The following is a 12,332-nucleotide window of genomic DNA, read 5'->3' as shown; positions in this document are numbered from 1 at the left end:
TCTTGGGTTTCAACTACAATTATCGAAAGCCTAAAATATGCTGTGCCGTAATTTGTGGTTGTTCCAGGTGTGGGAGATGGCCACAATCTTGAATCCAGACGAGGGTACTGTGTGGAATTGCTCTTTTAAATCTCATGGCATCCCTAGTACCCAAAATTTTATCGGAATCGCCCCATAAAATTAGCGTCTCTTGCACAATTTGTGATAATTTTTTAAATCTAAAAGCACTGTAACCACCACTTTTAGTGAAAGCAATCAAAGCTTGATTCCAACTCGGCATTTGTAGATGTAATGCGCCACAACATAGCGCATCGACAGAAGCAAGACTTTGATTTTTATATCCTATACGGGAAACGCGATCGCGCACTTTCAGATTACTCAAAAACTGAGTTGCTAAATAATCCAACGGGGGAAACATTAATTTACTTAATGGTGAACCACCCGCCAACCCAGCACTATCAATTAACACCAGCTTTTTTACTACTTCCGGGTAAGTCAACGTAAAATCAATTGCAGTCGCACCCCCCATCGAAGCACCTACCAAAATTACAGGTTGCTTAATCAGGCTTTTCCAGAAATAATAAAGATGGGTTTTAATCGCAGTTGGGCTATAGGCAATTCCTGAGAGTCTATCTGTAAACCCAAAACCTAACAAATCAACTGCCCACGTTTCATTATCTCCAGATAGTAATGGCAAAAGCCGCCGAAATTCTAATACAGAACTATCAAAGCCGTGAATTAGTAAAATAGGAGTTACACCACTTCCTTCCTTGACAAATGTTGTGGTAATTGGTTGATTAATTAAAGGAGTAGCGATCGCAGTTGTTTGAATACTTTGAGCTAGTGCGATCGAGGCAGATTCTGTCAGTTGCCCAACAGATGTAGGAAGAAAATTCGGAAACATAAATTTAAGTTTATCATACTAGCTTGCTTCCACCCATCGCTGATTTTGATTAAACAACAAAATTACACAAACTAACATGCAAAAAGTTTAATGTGTAATACATAAAACATAGTCCAGAGACTCTCAAAACATTCTAACTCCCAACTCCTAATTGTACAGACGCGATTCATCGCGTCTCTACTCCCAACTCCTAATTGTACAGACGCGATTCATCGCGTCTCTACTCCCCACTCCCAATTGTACAGACGCGATTCATCGCGTCTCCCAACTCCTAATTGTACAGACGCGATTAATCGCGTCTCTCCCCACTCCCCAAAAAATTATGGCATCAAAGAAAGTTTAGCAAAATGTCAAAATTGGGACTAAAGCCACGTACAATTAAAATCGCTTATCCTTTAATCCAGGAGCTAATGCCATGCCAATGGCCGTTGGCGTAATTGAAACTTTAGGTTTTCCTAGTGTCTTAGCAGCAGCAGATGCAATGGTCAAAGCTGCCGCAGTCACAATTGTGTATTATGGTCAAGCAGAAAGCGCTCGTTTGTTAGTCGCTGTCCGGGGACACGTTTCTGAAGTAAATAGAGCTGTTGAAGCCGGAATCGTAGCTGGAGAGCAAGTCAAAGTTGGTACAGTAATTACCTACTACATCGTTCCCAATCCCCCAGAAAATGTGGAAACCATATTACCAATCCATTTCACTGAAGAATCAGAACCATTCCGCATGTTCTAAGCAATTTTGCTATTAAAATCTGTAGCGAAGCTTCGTACAATTAACTGGTAGTCCCCATATCGTTTATTCATACAGGAGATTAATAATGTCATTACAGGCAGTTGGAGCACTTGAAACGAAAGGTTTCCCTGCGGTGCTAGCAGCAGCAGATGCTATGGTAAAAGCTGGTCGAGTCACCCTCGTTGGTTATATCAGAGTAGGTAGCGCTCGCTTTACAGTTAATATTCGTGGCGATGTTTCTGAAGTAAAAGCTGCTATGGCTGCCGGTGTTGAAGCCGCAGAAAATGTTTATGGCGGTACACTTGAATCCTGGGTAATTATTGCTCGTCCCCATGAAAACGTTGAAGCTGTTCTACCAATTGGTTACACAGAACAAGTGCAAGGGTATCGAGAATCTGTAGAAAATCCCATTGTTAGATCAAACAGTCGATAGATTCAACCTCCTGTGGGGGAATTCAAAACAAAAAATTCCCATAAATGAATTTAAAGATAAGTTTCTTGTCAGACTTCTGACTATCAAAACTTTAGAGGATTGCAAACTTTTCTGTTTTTAGATTTTGCATAAGTTGAATTTTGAAGCAGAGGGAAAGCAACAGTCAAAGTCAATAGTCAAAATCAATATTGACTGTTGACTATTGATTTTTGAGAATGTATATGCCGTATGTTTCAGCCGATTCTCTCGGTTAGTTACAAGCCCCATCCCAAGAGTGGGTAGGGCGGTTGACATAACGGCTTATCAAACATCCACTTAAACTTTTTTGCGTATATATACTTAAATAAATAAAAATGCATAACGAAATTTAACTAAATATTATTATAAGGGTTTCCACGTACTTACTTTTTCTGGGAAACCCGTCTACGGCAGGGCTGCCCCATAAGCGACTGGCGTGGGTTTGGGGGATCTTCCGGGGGGCGAAATATTACCAACACAAAGCAAGCGTATTGAGATTTAACTAAGTATTTTTCTACGTAAGGGCTTGTAGAGCCTTGAAATTTATACGGGTTAAATTCGCCTGACATTGAGTTAAATTAGATTCGTTCCTCGGCTCGGTTACAAAATGTTCAGATTTCCTCAACCCATCTCGTGCAAAGGTTTATCCCCGTCACTATAGGCAGATTTCTATTCTCAGTTACAAAATATAACTTTACAAAAAAGTTAAATTAAAAAATACCCCGAAAAGCTTCATAGGTAAGGGTTTGGGGCATTTTGAAATTGTAAGCAAAACATCAATATAGAAATTTCTGCATAATTGTAGTGAATTAAGACGTAATAAAAGTGGAATCACTGAGCTATTTTCATGAGTCTCATGAAACCCGGGCAGGTTGCCAGTTAAACAATTAGGTGGGACGAATGGGGGTTGTGATGCAAACTTCAAAATTGAGTTTCGAGGAACGCAATCTCACTATGACAGCAGATGTGGAACAACTAGCTTTAAATTGGGGTAAGCGCTTGGCTGCCGAATGTCCAGACCAAAATGAAGCTGCTAGAGAAAGCATTATTCTCTGGCTGTTGGGATCTGACTCCAAGCGGTTTGATCTGTTTAACCCTAAAGAACTCGATATCGCCAAGCAAGCGATGGAATATCGCTGGAGAATTTTACGTCAACGCTATTTGGGGCTAGGGCGAGAACGTGCTTATCGGAACTTGATAACGCGATTGGGGAGTTTAGTAACATTACGGAATAAGATTCAGACTTGGGTTGCCCTAAGCCGCGATCGCCAGCGTAGTGTAATGGATGTGTTGCAAGAAGTACTCCAAGAATTACTGCAAAGCGACAGCCAGATGCAACAGCAAATGGCTGATATTGCCAAATATACAAGTGATAGACGATTGGGAGATGCTCTACTATTTGCCAGTGTAGAAGAATATTGTCTGCGACCAGTCCGCAATCAACCCCTATTAGCTTATCGGTTTGTCAATTACTTGCGTCGCACTCAGCGCGGTGGCTTAACCCAAGTGCCGGGCCGTGACTTAATTAGACTAGTCTCAGAAGAAGTTCTCACAGACGACAATGACAATCGAGTTAACTTAGTCGATAGTCAGGCGATCGCAGAATATCAAGAAGCACAACAGCTTGAGGAACAACTTGCCCTACGTCAGTCAGTACAAAAAGAATTTGAAAATTATTTACAAGAAAATCTAGGAACAGAGGCAGTAGACTGGCTACGACTGTATTTGCAAGGTAAATCCCAAGAAGAGATCGCCCACAAATTAAATAAGCCGACTAAAGAAGTATACCGTCTGCGAGAAAAAATTAGTTACCACGCTGTGCGTGTTTTTGCCCTCAAAGGTAAACCAGAGATAGTAGAGAATTGGCTCTCAATTTCCTTGCAAGAACATAACTTGGGTTTAACCCAAAACCAATGGCAGCAACTTGATGAAAAATTGACTCCTCAGGGGCGGCAGATTCTAGATTTGCGGAGAGCAGGTAACTCAATAGAAGCAATAGGCCAACAGTTAAAACTCAAAACCCATCAAGTACTAGGTGAATGGACAAAAATCTATCTTGCAGCCCAAGCTTTAAGAACCCAGGAGTAGCCTGTGAGGCATTTAATTGCTTAATTAAGGTGGTGTACCAAACTAGGAGATGGGGAGCAGGGGAGAATTCATAGCAAGTTCATTCCCTCATGCCTCAGTTACTAATAGTCTATCAAGGACTAATTGACGGATAGATTTTCTGTAGAGACGGCGATTTATCGCCTCTGTCTAACCTTCACAAAGCAGAAGCAGAAGGAACCACGCTTAAAAGCATGGGATTAATCTTGGACGCGTTATTTATCGTGGCACTTGACCCTCGATATATTTTTTTATACTAAAAATTTTATATCTATAACTAAAATTTTGATTAATTGATTAAACTTTTAATCATAGTTCTGTAAGTGAAATCGCTGATTCCAATTTTATACATAATTGTTATGTTGTAATCGAACTCTAGACTGATCAAGCTTAGAGTTAAACTCAAATAGATAGAGATTTTGCTACCGTCTTCTAAATAAGATTACGGTCTAAACAAATTTATAGTGACAAAGTTAGTTTCCTACTCTTGAATCCATTTTTTATAAATATTTCATGCAGACTGAGGTTTTTAGTGAACTTTTCCCCTTAATGAGTACAGCCACCCCCCAGACTTTGGAATGGCTCCTCAACGTTGCAATTGAACATGAATATCCATCTGGGCGAGCCGTTGTGATGGAAGATGCCTGGGGTAACGCCGTTTACTTCGTTGTTTCAGGTTGGGTCAAAGTCCGGCGTACCGTCGGGGAAGATTCAGTAGCTCTGGCAATTTTTGGTAAGGGCGATTTTTTTGGAGAAATGGCAATTTTGGATGAATCTCCACGCTCAACCGATGTCATAGCCCTTTCGTCCGTGAATTTGCTGAGTGTATCTAGAGAGCGTTTTATTCAAATCTTGTTCAAAGACCCGCAGTTACATCACCGGATGTTACAACTTATGGTGCGACGATTGCGGCAAATTAACTTGCGCTTACAAATGCGGTCTTCACCACCAGCAGTCAAACTTGCCCATACTCTAGTGACTTTAGGCGAAAGCTATGGCCAAGAATCGAATTTTGGAAAGGAAATTTTTAACATTCCTTTCAAAGATTTAGCAGAAGTAACAGAAATTGGTGTTGAAGAAACTACCAAAATTATGGAAAAGCTGCATGAGAAAGGGTGGATCAAAATTGACAGCGCCAACAACATCATTTATCTCGTAAACTTCAAACAGTTGATGAACTTGGCTGGCAAAGTTTAATTGCTAAGGGTTCTTAAGGACTGACAAATCAAAAATATTCAATTATTGTTTGTGGAGTGGGCGTCTCGCCCGACATATAGAATAATACGCTTGGGTTAAGGATTATTGGTATTGATTTTAGGTATGTAGAGACGTTGCTTTTCTTTGTCTCTTGCATTGGATTTGCGGCTTAACTGAACTATATTGACATATAGCAGTCCTAAATCATTTGTGAAAATAATAAATATATCTCTTTTTTCTTTCTTCCCTTTGCACCCTTATTTGAGACGCGATAAATCGCCGTCTCTACAAGTGTTTTGGTCTTATCTGAACTGTATTGATTTATATTTTTCACGAATCAAATAGGACTGCTATATAAAATGGGCGGGCTTTTCGACCCAACCCACAAAAATTGAATTTACTTTTGCAATTTAAAACACTCCCAAGCACAAGCAACATCTGGACTTAAATGGAGCTTGTGCTGGTCAAAATCTAGTCAAGTACTTCTGCTACAGAACCTCCAACAATTGTTTAATTTTTGTGTCTTGACGTTCTTTGAATTTTTCTGGAAAAACTAATTCGAGCGTAATCTTGCCATTTGTCTGTTCTTCTACGGCATAAATTTCGGCAACAAATCGGTTAGATGAGAGGTTATCCTCATCCTCATTCAACAGTAAACCAACTAATGGTTTAACAGTTCGCATCGTGTGCAAATCCTGTTGTCCGATCATTTTGTGAGAAGACACGGCTTTTGTATCCTCTATTTCCAAGCGCAAACCCGTTGTTCCTAATTCTGTGGCTACTGCAAAAAAGAAGTTACCATCCCAGTAGAGTCGGCTATGGCTATTTACCTGCTTGCGTACCTTTTTACGGCTAGTTTGTTTCACGTCACGCAAGGATCGAGTCAGACTTGTGGCTAAAAATCCAAGAGAAGCGAAAGGTCGGTCTACATACTGGCCCTTTTGAGAATACCACTCGCGGACATCAGAATATAAAACTAGAGTTAAAGCATCGCGTTGGGCATCGTCGAGCTTCACAAAATCAACAGCCAAAAGCGTTTCTGTGTCATTAATAGGAGAGACTCGGACAATCTGCGCTGTTAAAGAGGCGCTAGCAGTATAATCTCCCATCACCTCAATTTCCGCTTCCTCCAGTAAATTGGGCCAAGTTTCTAAAGAAATTAATGCCCCAGTTTCTGAAATATTCACCGTTTTGCCCATGATTGTTTGACCATTACTGGTAATTAAGATGGGGAGGCGACGCTGTAAACGGTGGGCAGTACGTACTTGTGGTTGTTCAAAGCCAACCAGCAAAGCAGCTATCAGCAAAACCAGATTAAAAACCGACCACATGGTGTTGACTAAGACTGCTTGCCAATCTTCAGGATGTAGCAGCAGCCAATAGGGAACAGCTAGCAAGGAAGAGACTACAAGTACTGTCACGACCAAAAGACCACGCATCGATTCCCAATCAAAGGTACGTTTGGTTATAGACGTTCCTTTGTCGGTAACGTTAAATGAACCCAGCTTGGGATTAAACAGCGCTAACATCGTCACCCACCCAGCCTGGAAAGCCATCGCAAATTCAAAAATTTCATTCCAGAAGGAGAAACGGACGTTTTTGTAAATGATGTAGTTAGTAAAAAGGGAGAGGAGAATATGGGGTAGGGCGTAGGCTAGAGTTTCTAAACCCAAACCTTGGACAGAGTTAACGCCAAATAATAAAAAGAGCGTGGGAGCGATCGCATATATTAGTCGAGGATAGCCATACAAAAAGTGGGAAGTCGCGCTCAAGTAACAAATCCGTTGTGCAAATGTCAGGTTCAGCTTTGGATTAAAAATGGGGTTTTCTAATCGCAAAATCTGTGCCATCCCTCTGGCCCAACGCACTTGTTGTCCCACGTAAGAAGAAAACGTTTCTGGCGCTAAACCAGCCACCATAATTTTGTCGTAGTAGACAGACTTGTAACCCAACGAATGCAATCGCAAAGCAGTGTGGCAATCTTCCGTTACGGTTTCTACTGCAATTCCCCCAACTTCTAAAGCGTGGGATTTGCGGATTAATGCTGCGGAACCGCAGAAAAAGGCAGCATTCCAAAAATCGTTACCTTTTTGCAGTACCTTATAGAACAGTTCATTGCCTGCGGGTATTCTACCTTTGGTGACCAAATTACGCTCGAAGGGATCAGGATTATAGAACCAGTGAGGAGTTTGGACAAACGATACTTTGGGATCGAAGAAAAAACCCATTGTATGCAAGAGAAATTGCCGCGATGGGATGTGGTCGCAGTCCAAAATCAACACTAAATCGCCGTCGGTTTTGTAAAAGGCGGTATTGATATTACCAGCTTTAGCGTGGTCGTTATTGTCCCGTGTCATGTGTATACAGCCGAGTTCTTGGCACATTTGCCGTAGCTGTTCCCGTCTTTTGCTAAACTGTTCTCGGCGTGGGTCGTTCTCTTTATACTTTTCTGGACGACCATCATCAAGGACATAAACCTTTTTTTTATCAGGAGCATAATCACAGGCTAAGGCTGCCACAGCCGTCTTACGAACAATCTCCACATCTTCGTTGTATGTAGGGATGTAGATATCAACTTTGAACCATTCTTGTTGAGGAATGTTTGTCAGGTTAACTGGTTGGCGGTCTTGAATTTTCAGGGTTTGAAAGTATGCCAATATCAAGGTGAGGATGGCATAAAGTTCGGCGGCGTACAAGAATACGCAAGCGATGCTGTTGAGCCAACCATCAAAGTTGAGGGTGTAACTGGTACGGTAATATAAATAACGCAGCGTTGTTACCAGACTCAGCCACAGCATAAACAAGTGGTAATACTGGCTGATTTCTGAAGAAGACTCTTGAAACTCAGCGTGTATGACTACTTGACCGAGTAGCACAAGAAACAATGCTACCAATCCCTGCTGCCAAACTTCTATCGGGGTAATAATCAGTGGCACTGATAGCACCAATAGCAGCAGGATAAACCACTTAAACTGTTTCACACCCACTTTTTGGAGAGTGCGGTCAAAAAATCGGGGCGTAATATCAATCAACCAATTGCTCAATTTTAAGTGCTGGCGATCGCGTGATTTCCGGGGCGGTGTGTGGGGGGAAGATGACATTGTGGATCTAAAGTTTGAAATTTAAAATGGGCTATACCTGATCGAAAGTGTCTACTTTTTATCAGCAGTCAAGCGCTTGAGATACAACTGAAGAATCCCGTAAAGAATTAGAGACATAGTGAAAATTCCTACAGGTAGTAATAGCCAATTTTCTTGTAAAAAGCGTGATGCTTTACTGAGGATAGTGGTATTTTCTAAACGACGAGTGTTTGGGGCGCTTTGGAAAAACTGTAGTTGATAGGCATCTGCATCGTAGGAAACTGGGTCTTTTTGATCGCTACTAATTAGCACCGTATCCTTTTTGAGTTGGAAGAACCACGGGTCTTGATTGAGAACTTGTCGCACTCGCTCTAAACCAGTTTCGGTTTGAGATGTTAAAGCTAGAACGACGCGATCGCTGTTCCAAGGAGAGATAATTTGCTTAATCATTCCTTGTGTATCCTGCGGGGTTTGAACCACAGCATTGGCAGAGGAGCGCGAATATGCCTGACTCAAGTTGAAACCAGTGGAATTAAATACTTCGGGAAAAGGAAAGTCTTCTCGCGTTCCAATTCCTACCAAATGGTCATTTTTGCGAGCTTTTGTTGGCAAAGCATCCGGTGTATAAACATTTAGTTTGACAGCATCTGCTTGACTGAGCCTTCCCAAGCGTTCGCTAAAAGCCAACAAGGTCAATACATCTGTCTTCGAGGGGATTTGTGGCACGACGATCGCTGTCTGAGACAAATCCTGTGGTGCAGCAAAGGGGAAACCAAATTTCAGAAGGTTCAAGTCTGGTAGTTGTGTAGAGATTTCCCGCTTCAGGTCGAAGCTAGTATCAGAATGCACCGTACCAGTAAGTTGTTGATCTGGTGGCTGAAGACAGTTTTGTTTATCAAACGGTTCTCTCGGATTCATCCGCAAGAAAACTTGTAGTTTTGAGTTGGGTTTGATCAAGTTTTCCGGCAAATTGACTTTGAGGTTTTTGCGAGTTTCTCCCGCCTCAGAATCAAGACGTGCCCCACCAATGAAAACTCCATCCAGTAAAACTTCGATCGCAGAAGTTCGGGGATTAACCTGTGGGCCGTAGCTGTACACCAGATTCATGGAACTACCCCGGAGAAATCTATCATCTGGTAAAGCGCGAAAATCAATTTCAACTGGTGGCGCTCCGATCCCACGTACAGTCACATCATTAAACGGCTCACCATTTACTTGGGTTTTGATGTCGCCCAGTTTAAAAGAATTTTGTTCTGGCAAATAATGAGGCCATTGGCGGAGTCCTGGTGTCGAAGTTTCCTTGAGGGTATCGACAAAAACCACCTGACCAGTACCCATTTTCCGCAAGTCTGGCTGTGACAAAAATTGGGTTGCCTTTTCTACAGCTTTTGCACTGTTGCCAGTAGCAATTAAAACCGGAACTCCACTCTTTTCAGCTTTAGTTATAATCAACACCCCTGTTTCATCTGGTACGGGGTTATTATCACGATCAAGAATTTGATTACTGACGACTTTCAGGGGCAAATTCTTCCAAGTATTTAGGCTTGGTTGCTCGTTGGGAGTACCAATGATCACCAAGCGATCGTTTGCTTTCACATTTGCGACATCAGACACCAAGCTCGTCTGAATCGGGCGAAAATCTGCGATTCTCCCCAATGCCGCTTGTAAGCGAGCTGCTGCTGTCAACCAGGATTGATCGACTTGACTCGGTTGCAAATAAGCAATTTGGTTAGTTTCTAAGCCGAGTTCGTCAAAGAAAGGATAAGGATAGCGGCTGAAATTCAGAGCAATCGGCTGCCTTTCATAGTTCAAGATTAATTTGGAATCTGGCAGAATCTCTGTCCACAAGTCGGGGCTACTAGGGTCGCTACATTCGAGGCTGTTATTCTGCTGTGCCACCAATATGAGTTCGTTGTAGTCTTGCAGCAGCTTTGGTGGAATATTGAACAGTACTTGACCTACTTGGGACTCTTTGCGATTGAGGGGTACGCTACCAACACTGATGCCATTCAATAGCACGGTCAGGTTAGAGCGATTGGCATACAGTGCTGGTGAGTGTTGAAAACGGATTAAAGCTTGTACTTTACCCCGCTCTAGTTTCCAGCCACGAGGACGGGTAAAGGCAAGACGACCTTCTGAGTAAACCCCGCGCAAGCGCATCCGGTTGCCCACAATCGGACTACGATTAAATTCTAGGGTGTAACTTGTCAGGTTTTTGGCACTAGGAGCTTTTAAGTCTGCTTTACTAGTATTTTCTGATGTCGTTGCTTGAGCTAATAAAGTTACTTCTTGTTGCAGATCACCTTTAGTTTGAGCTTGAGCGCTCAATAATGAACTAGGAAACAAAAAAAAGCAAGAAGTAACAATAATTGCTTTTTTACTAATTTGGGAAAGATGAAACAATTGCTTCATGGTAGAGCGTGATTTTAGTGTGAATTTACTCAAAGTTTTTACGTAAAAAGCACAAGTATTTTGTTGCTTTTAGAACTTGAAAATCATCCCATCGGATTTTTTTAAAAAATCAACGGGAGTCAGTCTGGCGGTAGTAAAAGGTATTTGGGAAGCTTGTACCCTAACTCAGCGTCAGGGGATGTTATTTAAGCAGTCGCTGAGGAATTGCCTTTGGAGGTAGTAATCCTAACCAAGCTAAATTCTCGGTATAATAAGCAGATTGATCTCCCCAAATTCCCTGCTTGTATTGAGGCAGTATTTTTTTCACAAGCAGTTCTTGAGCGATCGCTGGTTTCACTACCTGCATGGCGGCATACAACATAGCGTATTGTGATGTAGCTTCGTAATCCACTAATGGTTTCCCTTGAAGATCAATGCGTGCTGGTATAGATTTTTTACTCCACAGTTTTTGCAGATGCTGAGTGGATGTCACTAGATAGCGCTGCGCTTGGGGTGAGTTGAACCAGGCAGCATCCAACGACAAACGCCACCAGACTCGATAGGAATCAAAACTATACAAACTCTTCAGAGTACTAGATGCTGGTAGGGTTTGGTATTGTCCTGTTTTGGTATTTAGAGCTACCCAATCACTGGGTAAACCTACGCTAGAAAGCTTTGCGGAATTTTCTAGCACTTGATAGCTGCTGTCTACCAAACTCAACCAATCATGTTGGGGGTCAACTTGTGCAAAGATGCGAAAAGCATAGGGTGCAAAATAAGAGGGATTCAGGTAAAGGGTAGATGCATCCGGGACAAATGCAGCTACGGGCCCTGGTAACAGGTAGCGCTTACCTTGGGTTTTTGAGATGGTGGACAAGTTCCACAAATCTTGCAGTTTAACTTTTGCCAGTTCCAGGTATTCGGGACTATTCCAACGCCGTGATGCTAAAATCAGGGCAGTAATCGTATCTATATCTGCATCACTAGCAAAGTTGATGTCGATGACACCCCAGTTACCATCTTCCCTTCGTCCCCACTTCCAAGCCCACAAGCTATCTGTGCGTTTACCAGATGCTTGGCGCTGGAGGTTATTTTCCGACCAGTTTAAAGTCAGGGCAAAAGTTGTTGGATCATTAATCAGTACTGCTCGTAGTAAAGCATAAGCTTGACCTTCACTAGTTGAGCGATCGCTTGCTTCGTAATCAATCACCCGCCCATCTGACTGAATAAATCTTTGGCGGTAGCTATCCCAACTTTGGGCTAGTAATTCCCGGTTGGGCGTAGATTTAGGAAGTTCAGCTAATAATCCAGTGAGATTTTGACTACTACCTTCAGTGGGGACGTTTGCCACCGGAATTTGCTCATCCGGCGTTTTGGGGTTTGCTGCCGAGTAACTAGAGACACAGGCAGATAAACCAATCAGGCAGGTAATAGCTGCCATTTTTGGGAAGTGCCACATCCTAAGAACAGTTTGAT

8 protein-coding genes are annotated in these 12,332 nt (G+C 42.3%); 4 read left to right on the top strand and 4 right to left on the bottom strand.

The window, feature by feature from the left end; genetic code table 11:
• Positions 1 to 19: 19 nt before the first annotated feature.
• A complete protein-coding gene (locus tag D1367_RS16895; protein ID WP_118167460.1) occupies positions 20 to 904 on the bottom strand; it encodes an alpha/beta fold hydrolase in 885 nt (294 codons plus the stop codon).
• A gap of 415 nt (positions 905 to 1,319) precedes the next feature.
• Here D1367_RS16895 and D1367_RS16890 point away from each other — a divergent pair, with 415 nt between their 5' ends.
• The 4 genes from D1367_RS16890 (at position 1,320) to D1367_RS16875 (ending at position 5,385) form a co-directional block, all read left to right on the top strand.
• Positions 1,320 to 1,631, top strand: a complete 312-nt coding sequence (locus D1367_RS16890; protein WP_118167459.1) for a BMC domain-containing protein — start codon at positions 1,320 to 1,322, stop codon at positions 1,629 to 1,631.
• Positions 1,632 to 1,716: 85 nt separating this feature from the next.
• Positions 1,717 to 2,064, top strand: a complete 348-nt coding sequence (locus tag D1367_RS16885) for a carbon dioxide-concentrating mechanism protein CcmK (protein ID WP_118167458.1) — start codon at positions 1,717 to 1,719, stop codon at positions 2,062 to 2,064.
• 918 nt (positions 2,065 to 2,982) lie between these two features.
• Positions 2,983 to 4,170 carry a HetZ-related protein 2 gene (locus D1367_RS16880; protein ID WP_118167457.1) on the top strand — a complete coding sequence of 396 codons (1,188 nt, stop codon included), beginning with the start codon at positions 2,983 to 2,985 and terminating at the stop codon, positions 4,168 to 4,170.
• Positions 4,171 to 4,701: 531 nt separating this feature from the next.
• Positions 4,702 to 5,385 carry a Crp/Fnr family transcriptional regulator gene (locus D1367_RS16875; protein WP_118167456.1) on the top strand — a complete coding sequence of 228 codons (684 nt, stop codon included), beginning with the start codon at positions 4,702 to 4,704 and terminating at the stop codon, positions 5,383 to 5,385.
• 488 nt (positions 5,386 to 5,873) lie between these two features.
• Here D1367_RS16875 and bcsA read toward each other — a convergent pair whose 3' ends face one another.
• From bcsA to D1367_RS16860, 3 genes are all read right to left on the bottom strand, one after another.
• On the bottom strand, positions 5,874 to 8,486 hold the full coding sequence (gene bcsA, locus D1367_RS16870; protein ID WP_118167455.1) for a UDP-forming cellulose synthase catalytic subunit: 2,613 nt from the start codon (positions 8,484 to 8,486) through the stop codon (positions 5,874 to 5,876).
• A 51-nt stretch (positions 8,487 to 8,537) separates the two neighbouring features.
• A complete protein-coding gene (locus D1367_RS16865) occupies positions 8,538 to 10,877 on the bottom strand; it encodes a cellulose biosynthesis cyclic di-GMP-binding regulatory protein BcsB (protein WP_118167454.1) in 2,340 nt (779 codons plus the stop codon).
• A gap of 181 nt (positions 10,878 to 11,058) precedes the next feature.
• A complete protein-coding gene (locus D1367_RS16860; RefSeq protein ID WP_225892213.1) occupies positions 11,059 to 12,297 on the bottom strand; it encodes a family 8 glycosyl hydrolase in 1,239 nt (412 codons plus the stop codon).
• Between the last annotated feature and the right edge of the window lie 35 nt (positions 12,298 to 12,332).

Origin of the sequence: Nostoc sphaeroides (assembly GCF_003443655.1) — a bacterium.
Classification (GTDB): Bacteria; Cyanobacteriota; Cyanobacteriia; order Cyanobacteriales; family Nostocaceae; genus Nostoc; species Nostoc sphaeroides.
Note: the sequence above shows the minus strand (reverse complement) of the source record. Positions and strands in the feature narration are given on the sequence as shown.

Bases quoted from the DNA above. Each gene is read 5' to 3' on its own strand.
- D1367_RS16875 (WP_118167456.1), top strand. From the start codon at position 4,702: ATGCAGACTGAGGTTTTTAGTGAACTTTTCCCCTTAATGAGTACAGCC.
- D1367_RS16880 (WP_118167457.1), top strand. From the start codon at position 2,983: ATGGGGGTTGTGATGCAAACTTCAAAATTGAGTTTCGAGGAACGCAAT.
- D1367_RS16865 (WP_118167454.1), bottom strand. From the start codon at position 10,877: ATGAAGCAATTGTTTCATCTTTCCCAAATTAGTAAAAAAGCAATTATT.
- D1367_RS16890 (WP_118167459.1), top strand. From the start codon at position 1,320: ATGCCAATGGCCGTTGGCGTAATTGAAACTTTAGGTTTTCCTAGTGTC.
- D1367_RS16885 (WP_118167458.1), top strand. From the start codon at position 1,717: ATGTCATTACAGGCAGTTGGAGCACTTGAAACGAAAGGTTTCCCTGCG.
- D1367_RS16860 (WP_225892213.1), bottom strand. From the start codon at position 12,297: ATGGCAGCTATTACCTGCCTGATTGGTTTATCTGCCTGTGTCTCTAGT.
- D1367_RS16895 (WP_118167460.1), bottom strand. From the start codon at position 904: ATGTTTCCGAATTTTCTTCCTACATCTGTTGGGCAACTGACAGAATCT.
- bcsA (WP_118167455.1), bottom strand. From the start codon at position 8,486: ATGTCATCTTCCCCCCACACACCGCCCCGGAAATCACGCGATCGCCAG.